The 18,577-nt window shown below is 70.8% G+C and carries 11 protein-coding genes; 3 read left to right on the top strand and 8 right to left on the bottom strand.

The genetic code is table 11. The features are described from left to right. Positions 1-332: 332 nt before the first annotated feature. The 3 genes from ACZ61E_RS31915 to ACZ61E_RS31905 all read right to left on the bottom strand — a co-directional run bounded on the left by ACZ61E_RS31915 (position 333) and on the right by ACZ61E_RS31905 (position 3,837). Positions 333-1,634 carry a M50 family metallopeptidase gene (locus ACZ61E_RS31915; protein ID WP_469703841.1) on the bottom strand — a complete coding sequence of 434 codons (1,302 nt, stop codon included), beginning with the start codon at positions 1,632-1,634 and terminating at the stop codon, positions 333-335. Then, on the bottom strand, positions 1,631-2,893 hold the full coding sequence (dxr, locus tag ACZ61E_RS31910; protein ID WP_469703839.1) for a 1-deoxy-D-xylulose-5-phosphate reductoisomerase: 1,263 nt from the start codon (positions 2,891-2,893) through the stop codon (positions 1,631-1,633). Before dxr ends, ACZ61E_RS31915 begins: the two co-directional genes overlap by 4 nt. Before the next feature lie 95 nt (positions 2,894-2,988). Further along, positions 2,989-3,837, bottom strand: a complete 849-nt coding sequence (locus ACZ61E_RS31905; protein ID WP_469703837.1) for a hypothetical protein — start codon at positions 3,835-3,837, stop codon at positions 2,989-2,991. A gap of 408 nt (positions 3,838-4,245) precedes the next feature. On the opposite strand from ACZ61E_RS31905, the gene ACZ61E_RS31900 reads away from it, so the two are divergent. Next, on the top strand, positions 4,246-5,442 hold the full coding sequence (locus ACZ61E_RS31900; protein WP_469703835.1) for a glycoside hydrolase family 64 protein: 1,197 nt from the start codon (positions 4,246-4,248) through the stop codon (positions 5,440-5,442). Positions 5,443-5,630: 188 nt separating this feature from the next. Here ACZ61E_RS31900 and ACZ61E_RS31895 read toward each other — a convergent pair whose 3' ends face one another. From ACZ61E_RS31895 to ACZ61E_RS31880, 4 genes are all read right to left on the bottom strand, one after another. Beyond that, the gene (locus ACZ61E_RS31895) at positions 5,631-7,592 is read right to left on the bottom strand and encodes an acyl-CoA dehydrogenase family protein (RefSeq protein ID WP_469703834.1); all 1,962 of its coding nucleotides are present in this window, start codon (positions 7,590-7,592) and stop codon (positions 5,631-5,633) included. A gap of 258 nt (positions 7,593-7,850) precedes the next feature. Beyond that, positions 7,851-9,296, bottom strand: a complete 1,446-nt coding sequence (locus ACZ61E_RS31890) for an aldehyde dehydrogenase family protein (RefSeq protein WP_469703842.1) — start codon at positions 9,294-9,296, stop codon at positions 7,851-7,853. Positions 9,297-9,666: 370 nt separating this feature from the next. Further along, complete coding sequence (locus ACZ61E_RS31885; protein ID WP_469703832.1) at positions 9,667-11,244, bottom strand: PucR family transcriptional regulator; 1,578 nt, start codon at positions 11,242-11,244, stop codon at positions 9,667-9,669. A 202-nt stretch (positions 11,245-11,446) separates the two neighbouring features. Next, positions 11,447-13,864, bottom strand: a complete 2,418-nt coding sequence (locus tag ACZ61E_RS31880) for an ATP/GTP-binding protein (protein ID WP_469703830.1) — start codon at positions 13,862-13,864, stop codon at positions 11,447-11,449. A 283-nt stretch (positions 13,865-14,147) separates the two neighbouring features. On the opposite strand from ACZ61E_RS31880, the gene gabT reads away from it, so the two are divergent. Next, positions 14,148-15,482: a 4-aminobutyrate--2-oxoglutarate transaminase gene (gene gabT, locus ACZ61E_RS31875; protein ID WP_469703828.1), complete on the top strand. Its 1,335-nt coding sequence runs from the start codon at positions 14,148-14,150 to the stop codon at positions 15,480-15,482. 151 nt (positions 15,483-15,633) lie between these two features. Next, complete coding sequence (locus ACZ61E_RS31870) at positions 15,634-16,509, top strand: phosphatase PAP2 family protein (protein WP_469703827.1); 876 nt, start codon at positions 15,634-15,636, stop codon at positions 16,507-16,509. A gap of 34 nt (positions 16,510-16,543) precedes the next feature. Here the strand turns inward: ACZ61E_RS31870 and ACZ61E_RS31865 are convergent, their stop codons facing one another. Further along, positions 16,544-18,331: a chitinase gene (locus ACZ61E_RS31865; protein ID WP_469703825.1), complete on the bottom strand. Its 1,788-nt coding sequence runs from the start codon at positions 18,329-18,331 to the stop codon at positions 16,544-16,546. Positions 18,332-18,577: the final 246 nt, after the last annotated feature.

Genomic DNA, 18,577 nt, shown 5'->3' with positions numbered 1-18,577 from the left:
CGGCGCGTCCCCACCGACAGCCACCGAACCGACCTGGATCTGCCGACTGACCCTCCGGTCGGCGAGCTTCACCGGAACATCCGGCATTCCGAGAGAAATCGCAGTCATCTGCTGTGCAACCCCAAGGTGTGGATCGTGGTCCCGAGTTCGGCGGGCTCCGGTCATCGAGATTACGCCACCAACCCGTCGTACGAGCACATCGCTACCCGCAAACCCCCCAAAGGCGTACGGCCGGGTGCGAAGTGACACCCGGCCGTAAACGCGTGTCCGCCCGGGCGGCACGGTGTGTTCCCCGATCACGCGAAGCCCGAGGTCGGGACGGGCCCGAGGAACTACATGATCTTGACGGGGTTCACCACGTCGGCGATCAGGACCAGCAGGGTGAAGCAGATGAAGATCCCGGCCACGACGTACGCGACGGGCATGAGCTTCGCCACGTCGAACGGTCCCGGGTCCGGCCTCCTGAAGACGCGGGCGAGTTTGCTCCGTACGGACTCCCACAGCGCCCCGGCCATGTGCCCACCGTCGAGCGGCAGCAGCGGCAGCATGTTGAAGAGGAACAGCGAGAGATTGAATCCGGCGAGCAGGAACAGCATCATCGCCACCTGGTTCTGCGCCGGGACGTCCAGCGTCATCACCTCGCCGCCGATCCGCGCCGCGCCGACGACGCCCACCGGCGAGTCGTCCTTGCGGTCGCCGTCGGAGAAGGCGGCGTTCCAGAGATCGGGGATCTTGGAGGGCAGGGCGATGATCGACTCGACACCGGTCACGATCATGTCGCCCATGCGGTCGACGGATTCCCCGAAGGAGAGCGGGATGATCTCGGTCGCCGCGGCGAAGCCCAGGTAGCCGGCGGGCACGAACTTGTCGGGGACGACCTCACCGTCGGAGTTCTTCTGCGCCACCATGTTCTTCGCGAGCGTCGCCTGGAGCACCTGCTCCTTGCCGTCACGCTCCACCGTGATGCTGGCGGGGCCGATCGTCTCCCGGATGAGGTTCGACAGCACGGACCAGTCCTCGACGCGCTGTCCGTTGAAGGCGACGATCTTGTCGCCCTCCTTGAGACCGGCGGCGCGGGCCGGCGACACCGGATCGCCCGCCGCGCACTTCTCCCGCGCGACGTCCTGGGAGATGACGCACTTCTGGACGCCGGCCACCTCGGTGGTCTGGGTCTGGAAGCCGAAACTCATCGCGACGCCCATGAAGATCACGACGGCGAGAACCAGGTTCATGAACGGTCCCGCGAACATCACGATCATGCGCTTCCACGGCTTGCGCGTGTAGAAGAGGCGGGTCTCGTCGCCCTCCTTGAGCTCCTCGAAGGCCGCCGAGCGGGCGTCCTCGATCATGCCGCGCCAGGGTGAGGTCGACCGCGCCTCGATACGCCCGTCGGCACCGGGCGGGAACATCCCGATCATGCGGATGTAGCCACCGAGCGGGATCGCCTTGATGCCGTACTCGGTTTCGCCCTTCCTGCGCGACCAGATGGTGGGGCCGAAGCCGACCATGTACTGCGGCACGCGGATACCGAAGTACTTGGCCGTCGACAGGTGTCCCAATTCGTGCCACGCGATGGAGAAGAGCAGCCCCACGGCGAAGATCACTATGCCGAGGACCGTCAACAGGATCGTCATGCGCGAGCCTCCGCAGGCTTCTCTTCGCCGAATTTCTCGGCCATTTCACGGGCCCGGGCGCGCGCCCAGGTCTCCGCTTCGAGGACGTCGGCCACGGTGAGCGAGGTTCCCTTGGCGGGCCGCCCGTGCTCGGCGACGACTTCGGTGACGGTGTCCATGATGCCGTTGAACGGCAGCCGCCCGGCGAGAAACGCGTCCACACACTCTTCGTTGGCGGCATTGAACACCGCCGGAGCCGTGCCGCCCAGCGAACCGACGTGCCGGGCGAGTCCCACCGACGGGAAGGCCTCGGTGTCGAGCGGGAAGAACTCCCAGGTCGACGCCGTGGACCAGTCGAACGCGGGCGCGGCGTCCGGCACCCGTACCGGCCAGCCGATACCGACGGCGATCGGACCGCTCATGTCGGGCGGCGTGGCCTGCGCCAGCGTCGAACCGTCGGTGAACTCCACCATGGAGTGGACGTACGACTGCGGGTGGACGACGACCTCGATGCGTTCGAACGGGATGTCGTACAGCAGATGTGCCTCGATGACCTCCAGGCCCTTGTTGACGAGGGTCGCGGAGTTGATCGTGATCACGGGGCCCATGGCCCAGGTGGGATGGGCCAGGGCGGCGTCGGGGGTCACATGCGCCAGCTCGGCCCTCGTGCGGCCGCGGAAGGGGCCTCCGGAGGCCGTGACGACCAGCTTGCGCACATCGGCCCGGGTGCCGGCCGCGAGGGCCTGGAAGAGGGCCGCGTGCTCGGAGTCGACCGGGATGATCTGCCCCGGTTTGGCGAGCGCCTTGACCAGCGGGCCGCCGACGATCAGCGACTCCTTGTTGGCGAGGGCGAGCGTACGGCCGGCTTCCAGTGCGGCGAGGGTCGGCGCGAGGCCGATGGATCCGGTGATGCCGTTGAGCACCGTGTGGCACTGCGACGTCGCGACGTCGGTGGCGGCGTCCGGCCCCGCGAGGATCTCGGGGAGCGGCTCGGAGCCGTACTCCGCACCCAGCGCCTCGCGCAGCGCGGGCACGGTGTCCTCACGGGCGACCGCGACGGTGCGGACCCGGAGCTGTCGCGCCTGTTCGGCGAGCAGTCCGACCCGCCCGCCGGCGGCGGACAGCGCGGTGACACGGAAGCGGTCGGGATTGCGCAGGACGAGGTCGATCGCCTGCGTGCCGATGGACCCGGTGGAGCCGAGGACGACGATGTCCCGGCGGCCTTCGGACACGTCGAAGGCGATATGGGGGTCGGCGAGAGGGGCTGGGCTGTCGCTCATGGCCCCATTCTTGCCGCATCCGGGCGCGTCGCGGACAGCGCGTGAGGAAAACGGGGCACGGGGCGGGTCACCGGGGCGGGCACCGAACGGCCTCCTCAGCCCGTCGAGCCCGCCTCGAACTTCTTCCACTGCGCCGCGATGACCTCGTCCGGCACCTTGCCGATGTCCTTCGTGTCCGTGATGTCGGCGCGGAAGGAGAGGGTGGTGGTGCCGGAGCGTACGACGGTGAGGTACTCGTAGAGCTTCAGCGTGCCCTTCACATCGAGGATCGTGAAGCGGTACGCCTGCGCCTCGTCGCCGTGGTCGGGCGCCTCGACCGGCTCGACCTTCAGGTACTGCCCCTTGGCGACGGCGCGGTTCTCGACGAAGCCGCCCGCGCACTCCTTGCCGGCCGTGGCGAGGGCCTTCATGACGCCCGCCGCGCCGTCACCGTTGTAGGAGCGGAGCTGCACGGCGACGGTCGTGCCGAGCATCTCCTCCGCGACGTCCACGTTGCGGTGGACCTCGGAGGCCGGATCGAAGGCGGTGGCGCCCTTCGCGAGGCTGACTAGGGGCTGGCAGGTGGCGGGGTCGGCCGTGTAGTCCTCGCCGAGCGGTGCCCCGAGGGTGAACTCGCCGGCGGTGTACTTGCCGATCTTCTCGCCGTCGGTGAAGGCGAGGGCCGTGAGGTCGCGCCGGCTGAGCGCCCCGGTGCCGCCGGTGCCGCCCGCGTCGGCCTGGTCATCCGTGCCGCCCGGGTCGCCGGGCTCCGCGGCGGGGCTGGAGGCGGCCGTGCCGCCGCCCGCTCCTGCCTCCCGGCCGCCCTTGTCGCCGTCGCCCTGCTCGTCGCCGCCACAGGCGGCCACCGTGGTCAGTACGGTGCCGACGAGCGCGAGCGCCGCCGCGCGGCGCAGCCGTGCGCGTCGGCCGCCGGGCCGCCCGCCGTCGTTCCCCGCCCCGAACATGCCTGCCCCAATCGTCGGTTGATCGCGTCTTCGCCGGTCCGTCGCGCGGCCTCGCGCCCCGTTCGGCCTTACCGAGGGCCGATTGTGCTGCATGCGGGCGGGCCGGGTCACACGGGTACCGAACGGGGCGACGGCGCGGCCGCTCCGTCCGTCCGCTGCGATCGAGTCAGGACAACTTCTGCGAGTTGTGGCACGCGCATTGACACGCTTCACGAGCGGCGCAATTCTGAGAGCGCTCTCAGAAAGGTCTGTACCTGAAGGCCCGCTCCCTTCCGGTTTCCCCTTCCCCGCTCCCGGCCCCGGGCCGTCGGCCCTTCAGGCACACCCGCCTCACCGGCGGCGTCCGTACGTCAGATTCCGCCCCCCACCGTCCCCACTGGGAACTCCCCTGACGAGGAGGAAGATCGAGTGCCTGCGTTGCGCAAGTTGCTGGCTTCCCTGGCCGCCGCGGTGGTCTTCGCCACCGGATTCACGGCCTTCGGCACCGTGACCCCGGCCGAGGCCGCGGTCCCCAACACCATTCCGTTCACCATCACCAACAACTCCGGCCGCGGTGAGCCGGTCTACATCTACAACCTCGGTACGGAGCTGTCGTCCGGCCGGCAGGGCTGGGCCGACGCCAACGGCACCTTCCACCCCTGGCCCGGCGGCGGCAACCCGCCCACCCCGGCGCCGGACGCCTCGATCGCGGGCCCGCCTCCCGGCCAGAGCAAGACGATCCAACTGCCGAAGTTCTCCGGACGGGTCTACTTCTCCTACGGTCAGAAGCTCGTCTTCAAGCTGGCGACCGGCGGCCTGGTCCAGCCCGCCGTGCAGAACCCGAGCGACCCGAACAGGAACATCCTCTTCAACTGGTCGGAGTACACGCTCAACGACTCCGGTCTGTGGATCAACAGCACCCAGGTCGACATGTTCTCGGCGCCGTACGCGGTCGGCGTGAAGGTGCCCAACGGCACCACCAAGACCACGGGGCATCTGAAGCCGGGTGGCTACAACGGCGTCTTCAACGCTCTCAGGGCTCAGCCGGGCGGTTGGGCGGGGCTGATCCAGACCCGCTCGGACGGCACCGTTCTGCGGGCTCTCGCGCCGGGTCACGGCATCGCGTCCGGCGCGCTGCCTGCCGGTGTCCTGAACGACTACATAAACCGGGTGTGGGCCAAGTACGCCAACTCCCCGCTCACGGTGACCCCGTTCGCGAACCAGCCGGCGGTCAAGTACACCGGCCGGGTCTCCGGCAACACCATGAACTTCACCAACACCTCGGGTGCGGTGGTCACTTCGTTCCAGAAGCCCGACGCCGACAGCATCTTCGGCTGCTACAAGCTGCTCGACGCCCCCAACGACCAAGTACGGGGCCCGATTTCGCGCACCCTGTGCGCGGGGTTCAACCGCTCCACGCTCCTGAGCAACCCGAACCAGCCGGACGCAGGCTCGGCGGCCTTCTACAAGGACGCCGTCACCAACCACTACGCCCGGATCATCCACTCGCAGATGGCCGACGGCAAGGCGTACGCCTTCGCGTTCGACGATGTCGGGGCCCACGAGTCGCTGGTGCACGACGGCGACCCGCGACAGGCGTTCCTCACGCTCGACCCGTTCAATTGAAGTCCTGAGCCGTCGCACGGCCGGCTGAACCGGCTCCCGGCCGGCCGCTGAACCTCGGGCCGCGTCTTCCGTATGGAGGACGCGGCCCGGTGGTTCTTCGTGGCCGCGAGCCGGGCCGGTGACCACCGCCCCGTCGGGGCGCCGGACCGACTCGGCTCGCGCCCGCGGTCGTCTCCCTTACCCCCCGGTCAGTGGATCGGACGGTGGACGTTGTCCCGCTGGGAGGGCCCCGGCGTGGCGTCGGCGATCCAGGGACCGTCGCCGCTCGGGTCGACGATGCCCTCCTCCAGCCACGTGTACGTGCCGGCCAGCACACCGTTCACGACCTTGCGGTCGACGTCGTCGGTGTTGGACCAGAGTCGTGTGAACAGTTCCTCGACGCGGATCCGGGACTGCCGGCAGAAGACGTCGGCCAGCTGGTACGCCTCGCGGCCGTGCTCTCCGGCGGAGCGGAGCATCTCGGCGCGGACGCACGCCGCGCTCATCGCGAACAGTTCGGCGCCGATGTCCACGATGCGGCCGAGGAAGCCCTGCTTGGTCTCCATCCCGCCCTGCCAGCGCGACATGGCGTAGAAGGTCGAGCGCGCGAGCTTGCGCGACGTCCGCTCCACGTAGCGCAGGTGCGCGGCGAGATCCAGATGGCCCTTCGGGTGGAACTCGGCGTAGGAATTCGGCAGTTGGCCGGGACCGGCGACCAGTTTCGGCAGCCAGCGCGCGTAGAAGGCGCCCGCCTGGGCCCCGGCCCTCGCCTTGTCGGACAGCGTCTTCTCGGGGTCGATGATGTCGCCGGCCACCGCCAGGTGCGCGTCGACCGCCTCACGGGCGATCAGCAGGTGCATGATCTCCGTTGAGCCCTCGAAGATCCGGTTGATCCGCATGTCGCGCAGGACCTGCTCGGCGGGGACGGCGCGTTCACCGCGGGCCGCCAGGGAGTCGGCTGTCTCGAAGCCCCGTCCGCCGCGGATCTGGACCAGTTCGTCGGCCATCAGCCAACCCATCTCGGAGCCGTACAGCTTGGCCAGCGCCGCCTCGATACGGATGTCGTTGCGGTCCTCGTCGGCCATCTGGGACGACAGGTCGACCACGGCCTCCAGGGCGAACGTCGTGGCCGCGATGAACGAGATCTTCTCCCCCACCGCCTCGTGGTGCGCGACGGGCTTGCCCCACTGCTCGCGCGCCGCCGTCCACTCGCGGGCGATCTTCAGACACCACTTCCCGGCGCCGACGCACATCGCGGGCAGTGACAGGCGGCCGGTGTTGAGAGTGGTGAGGGCGATCTTGAGACCCGCCCCCTCGGGGCCGATACGGTTCGCCGCCGGGACCCGTACCTGGTGGAAGCGGGTGACGCCGTTCTCCAGGCCGCGCAGGCCCATGAAGGCGTTGCGGTTCTCCACGGTGATGCCCGGCGAGTCCGCCTCCACCACGAAGGCGGTGATGCCGCCTTTGTGCCCCTCCGACTTGGGGACGCGGGCCATGACGACGAGGAGATCGGCGACGACGCCGTTGGTCGTCCACAGCTTGACGCCGTCCAGGACGTAGTCGTCACCGTCACGCACCGCCGTGGTGGCGAGCCGCGCGGGATCGGAGCCGACGTCGGGCTCGGTCAGCAGGAAGGCGGAGATGTCGGTGCGGGCGAGGCGCGGCAGGAACGTGTCCTTCTGCTCCTGGGTGCCGAACATTTTGAGCGGCTGCGGTACGCCGATCGACTGATGCGCGGAGAGCAGCGCGCCGATCGACGCGTTCGCCATGCCGACCACGGCGAGTGCCTTGTTGTAGTACACCTGGGTGAGGCCGAGGCCGCCGTATTTCCTGTCGATCTTCATACCGAGGGCGCCGAGTTCCTTGAGGCCGTTGACGACCTCGTCGGGGATCCGCGCCTCGCGCTCGATCCGCGCACCGTCGATCTTCGCCTCGCAGAAGTCGCGCAGCGTGGCCAGGAAGGCCTCTCCGCGCCGTACGTCCTCCGTCGGGGGTGCGGGGTGGGGGTGGATGAGATCGAGCCTGAAACGGCCGAGGAACAGCTCCTTGGCGAAGCTCGGCTTGCGCCAGCCCTGCTCGCGGGCGGCCTCGGCCACCCGTCGCGCTTCCCGCTCGGAGACCTTGGGCTCCGGGACCTGGGCCGTGTCGAAAGAATCGGATGGAGCGGACATCGGGAACTCACCTCGCCGCGAACGTCGGGTCGATGGGCCCGACCGGCCAGGGCGTTGTCACGGCGCCCTGGTGGGAAAGGTACCGGCCGGTACTACTCGTCCGTATCTACCCCAATACGAAGGGCGTAGCCAGTCATGGCACGCACCGTCGGGGCGCGCAGAGAGGTCCCGTGCGGACTACACGAGGAAGGCCGGGACCGCCGTGCGGCGGTCCCGGCCTTCCTCGTACTTCGCCGGCTTCTTTGGAGGGCGAGTTCCTCAGAGGGCGAGGCCGGTGAAGACCATCACGCGCTCGTAGGTGTAGTCGTCCATCGCGTACTTGACGCCCTCGCGGCCGACGCCGGACTGCTTCACACCGCCGTACGGCATCTGGTCGGCGCGGTAGGAGGGGACGTCGCCGACGATCACGCCGCCGACCTCGAGCGCCCGGTGGGCACGGAAGGCGGCTTGCACATCGTGGGTGAACACGCCCGCCTGGAGGCCGTACTTGGAGTCGTTCACCGTCTCGAACGCCGCCTCCTCGCCCTCGGCCCGGGTGAGGGTCAGGACGGGGCCGAAGACCTCCTCGCAGGAGATGGCGACGTCCGCCGGGACATCGGCGAGGACGGTGGGCGCGTACGACGCGCCGTCGCGCTTGCCGCCCGCCAGGAGGCGCGCTCCCGCCCGTACGGCCTCGTCCACCCAGGCCTCGACGCGCTTGGCGGCGTCCTCGCTGACGAGGGGGCCGACATCCGTGGCGTCGTCGGACGGGTCGCCGGTGACCTGAGCCTCGACGGCGGCGACGATCTTCGGCACGAGCCGCTCGTACAGCGAGGCGTCCGCGACGACGCGCTGTACCGAGATGCAGGACTGGCCGCCCTGGTAGTTGGCGAAGGTACCGATCCGGGTCGCCGCCCAGTCGAGGTCCTTCTCGCTCGCGTAGTCGGCAAGGACAACTGCCGCACCGTTGCCGCCGAGTTCGAGGGTGCAGTGCTTGCGCGGCACCGAGTCCATGATGGCGAAGCCGACCTTGTCGGAGCCGGTGAAGGAGATCACCGGCAGCCGCTCGTCCTGTACGAGGGCGGGCATCCGGTCGTTGGCGACGGGCAGCACCGACCAGGCTCCGGCCGGCAGCTCGGTCTCGGCGAGCAGCTCGCCGATGAGCAGGCCGGAGAGCGGTGTCGCCGGGGCGGGCTTGAGGATGATGGGAGCGCCGACGGCGATGGCCGGGGCGATCTTGTGGGCGCACAGATTGAGCGGAAAGTTGAACGGCGCGATACCGAGGACGACGCCGCGCGGGAAGCGCCGGGTCAGCGCGAGGCGGCCGGTGCCGCCCGCGTCGGTGTCGAGTCGCTGGGCCTCGCCGCCGTTGAACCGGCGGGACTCCTCCGCCGCGAAGCGGAAGACCGAGACGGCGCGTCCCACCTCGCCGCGCGCCCACTTCATGGGCTTGCCGTTCTCCGCGGAGATCAGGCGGGCGATCTCCTCGGTGCGTTCGACCAGACGGCGCGAGACGTGGTCGAGCGCTGCCGCCCTGACATGTGCCGGTGTCGCGGCGAACTCGTCGCGCACGGCGTACGCGGTGGCGACGGCCTCCTCGACCTGGGCCTCCGTCGGGACGGCGACCCTGCCGACGAGCCGGCCGTCCCACGGGGACGTGACGTCGACGGTCTCCTCTCCGGTGGCCTGGCGTCCGGCGAGCCAGAAGGCATGCGTGGGTGCCACAGTTTCGTTCGGCATTGCGAGTCCCGGCCCTTCCGAAGTGGGGGAGTTCTCCCACCACCCTAGGGGCACGGGGCGCGGAGATGATTTGTCCGGGGTGGAGGGGTGGTGGGTCCTGGCTGCGACGGTTTGTCGTACGCGTGGTCGGGGCGGCGCCTCAGCTGCCGGCCGAAGGGCTTCGGCGGCCCCCGGAGTGGCCGAAGCACGCGCCGTTTCCCGGAGGCTGTTCGCCACAAGTGCCGAAGACGTCGCGGCAGTTGGGGCCGACGAGCCCGGCACCCGCGAGCGCCAGCGGGATCGCGCGGCACCCCATCACCGGAGGACGCCGTTATCGGCCCGGCGACCGGGTGAGCCGGGTTGGAGGCGCAGTACCTCAGGGCGTCGAGGGGGACCTCGCCGAGGTGGCCTTCAGCGCCAGCCAGAGCTCCATCCGGACGTCCGGGTCGTCCAGCGTGCGGCCCAGGATCTCCTCCACTCGGCGCATGCGGTAGCGCAGCGTGTGCCGGTGGACGCCGAGGTCAGCCGCCGCCGCATCCCACTGACCGTGCCGCGAGAGCCAGGCCCTGAGGGATTCCACCAGGTCGCCGCGCCCCTTGGCGTCGTGTTCGTACAGCGCCCGCAGCATGCCGTCGGCGAAGGCCCGCACGGCGTCGTCGGCGAGGAGAGGCAGCAGCGAGCCGTCCGCCAGTTCCTCGTGCTCCACCAGCGCGCGGCCCCGTCGCCGCGCGACGGACAGGGCCTGCTCGGCCTGCTTGTACGCCCCGGCGGCGGCGATCGGCCCCGTCGGGGCCGAGAGACCGATGACGACCCCGGCTTCCTCCGCCTCCTGCTCCTTGTACGACTCGCAGGCGACGGCGACCGCGCCGGCGTCCGCCGCGAGCACGACGAGCCGTTGCTCCCCGTCGGGCACGGCGAGCACCGCCTCCCCGCCGTGCGCCGCCGACGCCTCCAGTGAGTCGGTCAGCGACTGGAGTGGATGGGGGGTGGCCGGATCGCGGGGCTCCGCGGCGGACTCGGCGGGCTCCGCGATGAGGAGCCGGAACGGGGCGTCCAGCAGCCCTCCGTACAGATCTCCCGCCACCGCTCGCGCGTGGTCGGGCTGTCCTGACAGGAGCATCCGCAGCACCGCGGAGCCGAGTCGCTGCTCGGCCTCCTGGAGAGCGCGCGACCGCTCGGTGGTGAGCGTCAGCAGGGCGACGGCCGAGTGCACGGCGTACCGCTCCGCGGTGCCCAGCGCCGCCCCCGTACCGACGGCGAGCGCGCCCCGTACGCGTCTGCCGCTGCCCAGTGACTGCAGTTCCACCCGGTCGTCCGTGTCGCCGACGACGGCGCTGGCGGGCGCGGGGCGACTGCGCAGCCGCTCCACCTCGGGCGTGAGGCGGGCGGCGCGACGGGCGGCCCAGTCGGGCGCGGCGGCGATCACGGCGCCGGTGGCGTCGTAGAGCGCGGCCCAGCCGTCGACGTGCGCGGAGAGCCGGGCCAGCAGCGCTGCGGGGCCCTCGGAGAGGGCCGCGCGCGTCAGTTCCCGCTGGACTTCGAAGCCCGCCGTGACCGACCGGTACTGATCCGCCGCGATGGCCGCCGAGACGGCCTTGCTGATGGCCAGGAAGGGGGTACGGCGCGGTACGGCGAGCAGTGGCAGCCCTTCGGCGCGTGCGGCTTCGACGAGGGCGTCCGGGATGTCCTCGTAGTTCACGCCGACGGCGAAGCCGAGCCCTACGACGCCCGCGCCGACGAGGCGCCGTACGTAGCGCCGCATGGCGTCGGGGTCCTCGGCGTGCAGCGTGACGGCGGTGACGAGCAGCAGCTCGCCCCCGTCCATGTACGGCACCGGGTCTTCCAGTTCACTGACATGGGCCCACCGCACCGGCGTATCGAGCCGGTCCTCCCCCGCGCGCACGGTGAGCTTGAGCGCCGAAAGCCGGAGGAGCGAGGCGAGGGTGGGCGGCATGGCGGACCGTTGGACCTTCACAGAGAGGACGAGGGACGTTTTCGCCGTCTCGTAGAACGGCTTACATCAATTCTGCCAGGGTGTACGAGAACAGGGGTGCGAGTCGGCTCGCGGCGAACGGTGCGCGGCACGGCACGCCCGGCAGGGTCGCCGGCGTCGCCTATGTACCAAGACCCATCCGCCTCGGCACCGCGCGGTGCCGTCAGGTGCGGAGATCCACCAGCATGGGCGGCACGTGCTCACCGCCGACCGTGGTCAGCGACAGCACGGCATGACCCGCCGGCACGGAATGGGCCAGTTCGGAGGCCGACCAGCGTTCCCGTTCCACCTCCCGCACCGTCACCGCCTCCGCGGTGGCCGCCTTGCCGGTCACAAGTCGCCGCATGAAGTGCACCGCCTTCGTCAGCGGCTCGTCGGAGATGATCTGCCGGTTGGTTACGTCGCGGGTCTGGACCCACTCGGTGCCCCAGCTCTCCGCGAAACGTCCGCCGTCCCACGGACCGAGCCCGGAGAACGCCATGCGGCAGCCCACTGCGCCGAGGAGGGGGCCGCGCAGCGGGTCCGGCACGTCCTCCAGGGTGCGCAGCGCCAGGACCACTCCGGCGTTCGCCGAACGGAGCCGCTGGACGCCGCGTACGGAGTCCCCCGTCACGGTGTACGTCGCGTCGTCCAGGACGAGACAGGCGAAGAGGGAGCGGTCCGCACGGGCGAGCGCGGCGTCCGTGAACTGGGCGAGGAGCAGCCGGGCGATGATGCGTGACGCCTCGGCGTGGCCACGTTCGGGGAGGTCGATCCTGACCCTCAGTGGATGCTCGATGGCCCGCAGCGAGAAGGTCCGGCCGCCGCCGTCCGTACGGAAGAAGCCGGCGAAGGCGGGCCGGTCGAGGAAGGCGATACGTTCGGCCAGCAGCACACCGATGTCGTCGCCCCGCGCCGACTGCCGCTCGCGTGCGTCGAGCTCGCGCAGCTGGGCGGCGGCACCGGGGTCGGCGGACGTCTCCAGCTCGGCCCGCAGCGCCTGGACGGCAGCGGGGGAACCGCCGATCAGTTCCCGCAGTTCCGGGACGGCGGGGAAGCGCCCGTGGACGCTGCGGTACGGCCCGATGAGCTGCGCGAGCGCGGTGGCGGCCCTGCGGCTGTCGCCGCCGGGCAGACCGGCGGCGAGGTCCCCCACGAGGGCCTCGGACAGGGTCCTGGCGGCCTCGTCGGGGTCGTCGGCGCTTCCGTAGAGGTCGAGGTCGTGCGTGGCCTCGGGGCGCCCGACGGCGATCACGAGGTCGAAGGAGTCGTCGGGGGCGAGCGCCGCCCCGTAGGCGGTGACAGCGACGACGGCGGCACGGTTGGCGAGCGCCTGGAGGCAGAGCGACTCGACGACGGGGCGGACCAGCCTGACGGTCTTGCCGGAGCCGGCGGGACCGACGGCGAGGAGCGACGTGCCGAGCAGTCCGGGTTCCAAGGCGACGCCGGTGGTGCGCCGCGCGTAGGGGTTGCGCGGATGGTCGGCGGCGGTGCCGATCCTGACCTGCCCCGTGGCGAGGTCGTGGCTCGCCGTACGGAGCGGCAGGTCACGTACGCCCGAAGGATGGGCGCAGGCGCCCGCCCCGTGGGCACGGACGGTGTCGGTGAAGGCGGGCAGCCGTTCCGGCCGGGTACGGACGCCCTGCCAGGCGCGGCGGATGCGCGCGTAGTCGACGTCGCCGAGCGTGCCTCGGTGCACGGCCTCGGCGAGCCTGGCGGCGGCCTCGGTGAGTCCGGCGGCGCGCAGTTCGGGCCAGTCGGCGGGGTCGGCCTCGGCGGGCGGCGGGGTGGGCGGCTCGTCGGAGGGAGCCATCCCGAGACGGCGCCGTACGGGAGACCATGTGCCGACGCGACCGACGACGGCGACGACGGCCGCGAACAGCAGCACGTAGTAGATGTTCGACACCGTGGTGAGCCAGTCGACGGTGCGCGGCATCTCGCGCCAGAAGCCCGGCAGCAGTACGAAGAGCGGCCACAGCGGGACCCCGTAGCGCCGCCAGACCTCGTTCCAGTTGCCGATCCTACCGAAACCGACGGCGAGCAGACTGATGACGAGGGCGTAGTACAGATAGCTGGCCATGACGTACAGCTCGACGTTTTCGCTGTCTCTCGACCGCCAGCTCTCGGGGGTCAGCCACTGGATCGGCAGCAGCCACCACCGGTCGCCGAAGATCCACCAACCGCCCAGATATCCGTTCCAGAGCAGTGACCAGACGAGCCAGCCGCAGAGGTAGGCGACGAGCGCGCCGCTGAACAGCTGACGGGCCGGTACCTGCTCGGGCTCCTCCGGCGGGCGCGGACGGTGGCCGAGGCGCCAGATGCCGGGCTCCGCCTGGGGCCGGGGGATCCGCAGCCAGTCGGCCACGGACGCGCCGATGCCCGGAGCGGGGGCGTGGGCAGGCGAGGGCGGCAGCGGCGGGGAAGCCGGAGGTCCGGCGTGCTCCGACGGGGCGGAGGCCGAGGGCGGGACGGCGGGAGAGGCCGACGGGGCGGCGGGGGGCGGCGCCGAAGGAGGTGTGGACGGCTGGGGTGGTGGTCCTGCCGGACGAGGCACGGGATTGGCTCGTGTGCCGCGTGAGTCGTGCGTGCCGTCGGTGTTCATGAACCCCTGTCCCCTGACCAGCCAGGTCCGCTCAGTACGCGCCTCAATCTAGTGCCCACGCAGGGGGAGTTCACCGTTCCGGCCCTACGGAGTGTTGATCGCCCGCCTTTCGGCGTGCTGAGGCCGCCCACCCGCCCCGTATGTCCGGGACGGACAACGACACGCCCCCGACACTCCCGAACGGCGCATGCCCGCCGCCCTCCTCCGCCCCTAGCCTGCGAAGTGAAGGCAGATGCGAGAACGCGAGACACGTAGCGTCCGGAACCACCCCCAGGAGCCCCTCATGACCGCAATCCCGCAGGAGCGGCGCGTCGTCACCGCGATCCCCGGCCCCAAGTCGCTGGAGCTGCAGAACCGCCGTACAGCCTCGGTGGCCGCCGGCGTGGGGTCCGTCATGCCCGTCTTCGCCGCCCGCGCGAGTGGCGGCGTCGTCGAGGACGTGGACGGCAACAGCTTCATCGACTTCGGGTCCGGCATCGCCGTGACGTCCGTCGGTTCCTCGGCGGAGGCCGTCGTACGCCGCGCCACCGCCCAGCTCGCCGACTTCACCCACACCTGTTTCATGGTCACGCCGTACGAGGGCTACGTGGAGGTCTGTGAGCAGCTCGCCGAGCTCACCCCAGGCGACCACGCCAAGAAGTCCGCGCTGTTCAACTCGGGCGCCGAGGCCGTCGAGAACGCCGTGAAGATCGCCCGCTCGTACACCAAGCGCCAGGCGGTCGTGGTCTTCGACCACGGCTACCACGGCCGTACGAACCTCACCATGGCCCTGACGTCGAAGAACATGCCCTACAAGAACGGCTTCGGTCCGTTCGCCCCGGAGATCTACCGCGTCCCCGTGGCGTACGGCTACCGCTGGCCGACCGGCCCGGAGAACGCGGGCGCAGAGGCCTCCGCCCAGGCCATCGACGAGATCAGCAAGCAGGTCGGCGCGGACAACGTCGCGGCGATCGTTATCGAGCCGCTCCTCGGCGAGGGTGGCTTCATCGAGCCGGCGAAGGGCTTCCTGCCCGCGATCGCGAAGTTCGCCAAGGACAACGGCATCGTCTTCGTGGCCGACGAGATCCAGTCCGGTTTCTGCCGGACGGGGCAGTGGTTCGCGTGCGAGGACGAGGGCGTCGTACCGGACCTGATCACCACGGCGAAGGGCATCGCGGGCGGCCTGCCGCTCGCCGCCGTCACGGGCCGCGCGGAGATCATGGACGCACCGCACTCGGGCGGCCTCGGCGGTACGTACGGCGGAAACCCGGTGGCCTGCGCCGCCGCGCTCGGTGCCATCGAGACGATGCGCGAGCAGGACCTGGTCTCGAAGGCCAGGCGCATCGAGGAGGTCATGAAGCCTCGTCTCAAGGAGATGGCCGAGAAGTTCCACGTCATCGGCGACGTACGGGGCCGTGGCGCGATGCTCGCCCTCGAACTGGTGAAGGACCGGGACACCAAGGAACCGAACCCGGAGGCGACGGCCGCGCTCGCCAAGGCGTGCCACGCGGAAGGACTGTTGGTGCTCACCACCGGCACGTACGGCAACGTGCTCCGCTTCCTGCCGCCGCTGGTCATCGGTGAGGACCTCCTTACGGAGGGCCTGGACATTCTGGAGCAGGCGCTCGCCGGACTCTGACCCGTTGCCGGAGCCGCCTCACTACGGAGGACTCCGCCGCACCGTACGGTGCGGGTCACGGGGCGGGGCCTGTGAAGAAGCTGTGCGGGGCCGATGGCGGGTTCATTCTCCCGCTGTCGGACCTCACGGCCCTGACGTACGGTTTCGGCAGATGAAAGAAACACCCCGCTCGCAGGGGACTGCGGGCGACTCCACGACGGCGCGTCCCCAGCACCGTCCTGGCCGCGTCTTCGGGCGCGCTGGAGCATCCAGCTCCGGAATTCCTCACCGATCGGACGGCCGCCCGCCCCAAACCCCCCGGGGCGCGCGGCGACCCGGTCCCGTCGGCCGTCTCGGAACTACCCCCCCTGTTCCGGGGCGGCCGACTTTCCTCTCCGGGCGGCTCGGTTCCACCGGCACCTTCGGATCTCTCCTCCCTCTGTGGACGTTCGCCCTCTGCGCCGTTCTCTTCGCACTCGTCACCTGGCAGGTCGTCGCCGGCGGCCCGCTCCGCGACGCCGACGAGCGCCTGGGACGCACGGCCTTCGGGCACGGGCCCGGCCCGCTGACGGAGCTTCTCGCCGATCTCGGCGGACTGCCGGTCGCCGTGCCCGTCCTGGCCGTGGCGGTCGGGTACGCGGCCTGGCGGGGGCACCGTGCCCGTGCGGTGGCGGTCGCGGTGGCCATGGTCGCCGTTCCGTCGCTCGTCGTGCCGCTCAAGCTGTGGACCGACCGCACCGGGCCGCTCACGGTGGACTCCGGCTACTACCCCTCCGGCCACACGGCGACGGCGATGGTCGCCTACTGCGGAGCCGCCCTGTTGCTGAGGCCCCTGACGGGGCCCGGTACGGCGCGCGCGTGGGCGATGCCCGTCGCCGTGGTACTCAGTGCGGCGACGGGCATCGGACTGGTGCTGCGGGGCTACCACTGGCCTCTGGACGTCCTCGGCAGCTGGCTGCTCTGCGGGATGCTGCTGGTTCTGCTGGTGGCGGCCCTGCGGTGGATCGACAACCGCAGGGCCGCCGGCGCGGGGGCGGGCGACGAGTAGGCGGCGCGTGCCCGACCGGAACGGTTCGGTCGGCTCAGCCTCCGAAGTAGGCGTCGAAGTTCCGCGAGAACTCCCACTGGTTGAAGCGGTCCCAGTTGATCGACCACGTCATCAGCCCGCGCAGTGCGGGCCAGGTGCCGTGCGTCTGGTACGAGCCGCAGTTGGTCTTCTTCGTCAGGCAGTCCAGGGCCTTGTTCACCTCTGACGGGGTGGTGTGGCCGTTCCCCGCCTGCGTCGACGCCGGGAGTCCGATAGCCACCTGGCCCGGGTCCAGCGCCGGGAAGACCTTGGTGGTGTCACCGGCCACCGGGAAGCCGGTGAGCAGCATGTCGGTCATCGCGATGTGGAAGTCGGCGCCGCCCATCGAGTGGTACTGGTTGTCGAGCCCCATGATCGGCCCTGAGTTGTAGTCCTGGACGTGCAGCAGGGTGAGGTCGTCGCGCAGGGCGTGGATGACGGGGAGGTACGCGCCGGCGCGCGGGTCCTGGCCGCCCCAGGGGCCGGATCCGTAGAACTGGTAGCCGAGCTGCACGAAGAAGGTCTCGGGCGCCATCGTGAGGACGAAGTCCGCCCCGTACTTGGCCTTGAGGCTCTTCACGGCGGAGATCAGGTTGACGATGACGGGGCTGGTGGGGTTACGGAAGTCGGTGTCGCCGTTGTTGAGGGAGAGCGAGTGGCCCTCGAAGTCGATGTCGAGACCGTCGAGACCGTATTCGTCGATGATCTTGGAAACAGAGCTGACGAACGCGTCGCGCGCGGCGGTCGAGGCGAGCTGGACCTGACCGTTCTGGCCGCCGATGGAGATCAGGACCTTCTTGCCCGCGGCTTGCTTGGCCTTGATGGCGGCCTTGAACTCGGCGGGTGTTTCGACGTTCGGGCATTCGGCGACGGGGCAGAGGCTGAAGCGGATGTCGCCCGAGGTGACCGATGTCGGTTCGCCGAAGGCGAGGTTGATGACGTCCCACGACTCGGGCACGTCGGACACGCGGGTGTAGCCGGAGCCGTTGGCGAAGCTGGAGTGGAGGTAGCCGACGAGGGCGTGGGCGGGGAGGTCCGCACCGTCGCCGCCACCGCCGCCGGTCTGGGTGGTGGCCGTGATCGCCGAGGAACGCGCTGAGCGGCCGGCGGCGTTGGTCGCCGAGACCTGGAAGCTGTACGCGGTCGCCGGGCTGAGCCCGGTGACAGTGGTCGACGTACCGGTGACATTCACGTCCGGGGCGCCGTTACGGTGCACCGTGTAGCCGGTCGCGCCCGCGACGGGGGACCAGGCGAGACCGACCGACGACGCGGTGACGGTGGCGGCCCTGAGCCCAGCGGGGACGGCGGGCGGCTGCCCCGTCTCCCCGCCGGGCCCGACGAGGCTGACGTCGTCGACGTGGTAGGCGGGGGTGCCGTACCAGCCGTTCGTGTAGAGGGTCACGGAAGTGGTGGCCGGACCGGTGCGGAACGAGGTGGTCAGTTTCTGCCAACTCGGCGCGGACGGGGTCCAGGTTGAGACGTCCGTGGTTCCGGTACCCGCGGCTCCGACGTAGACGTAGCTCCCCTGGACCCAGGCGCTCAGGGTGTACGCGGAGTCGGGCCGTACCGCGACCTTCTGGGTGCATTTCGCGTTGTCGCTGCCCGCCGGAGTGGCCTTCAGTGCCGAAGTGCCACCGTGCACGGGGGTGTTGACGATCGCGCCGCTGCCGCCCGTACAACTCCAGCCGGTGAGGCCGGATTCGAAGCCGCCGTTGGTGGCGACGTCCGCGTCGGCCGCGCGCGCCGTCTCGGCGGTCACGACGAGACCCCCCGCGGTGAGTACGACAGCCGCGAGCGCGCCCACGAGTCTGGGGTACCGAGAAGGTCGTCTGTTGCGTCTCACAACTGCCTCCGGGCATGGCGGAATGGAGTGACCGAGCCGGGCACAACATGGTCCAGACCAATTAGCTTGTCAAGACCTCTGGCGCTCCGGCGCCCCGATCACCCCTGTGGCCCCGGCGGGGGGGGGGGGGGGGGGGGGGGGGGGGGGGGGGGGGGGGGGGGGGGGGGGGGGGGGGGGGGGGGGGGGGGGGGGGGGGGGGGGGGGGGG

It is taken from the genome of Streptomyces sp. NPDC104581, from assembly GCF_055583685.1.
This window is presented reverse-complemented; position numbering and strand designations above follow the sequence as displayed.

Bases quoted from the DNA above. Each gene is read 5' to 3' on its own strand.
- ACZ61E_RS31915 (WP_469703841.1), bottom strand. From the start codon at position 1,634: ATGACGATCCTGTTGACGGTCCTCGGCATAGTGATCTTCGCCGTGGGG.
- dxr (WP_469703839.1), bottom strand. From the start codon at position 2,893: ATGAGCGACAGCCCAGCCCCTCTCGCCGACCCCCATATCGCCTTCGAC.
- ACZ61E_RS31905 (WP_469703837.1), bottom strand. From the start codon at position 3,837: ATGTTCGGGGCGGGGAACGACGGCGGGCGGCCCGGCGGCCGACGCGCA.
- ACZ61E_RS31895 (WP_469703834.1), bottom strand. From the start codon at position 7,592: ATGTCCGCTCCATCCGATTCTTTCGACACGGCCCAGGTCCCGGAGCCC.
- ACZ61E_RS31885 (WP_469703832.1), bottom strand. From the start codon at position 11,244: ATGCCGCCCACCCTCGCCTCGCTCCTCCGGCTTTCGGCGCTCAAGCTC.
- ACZ61E_RS31880 (WP_469703830.1), bottom strand. From the start codon at position 13,864: ATGAACACCGACGGCACGCACGACTCACGCGGCACACGAGCCAATCCC.
- gabT (WP_469703828.1), top strand. From the start codon at position 14,148: ATGACCGCAATCCCGCAGGAGCGGCGCGTCGTCACCGCGATCCCCGGC.
- ACZ61E_RS31870 (WP_469703827.1), top strand. From the start codon at position 15,634: ATGAAAGAAACACCCCGCTCGCAGGGGACTGCGGGCGACTCCACGACG.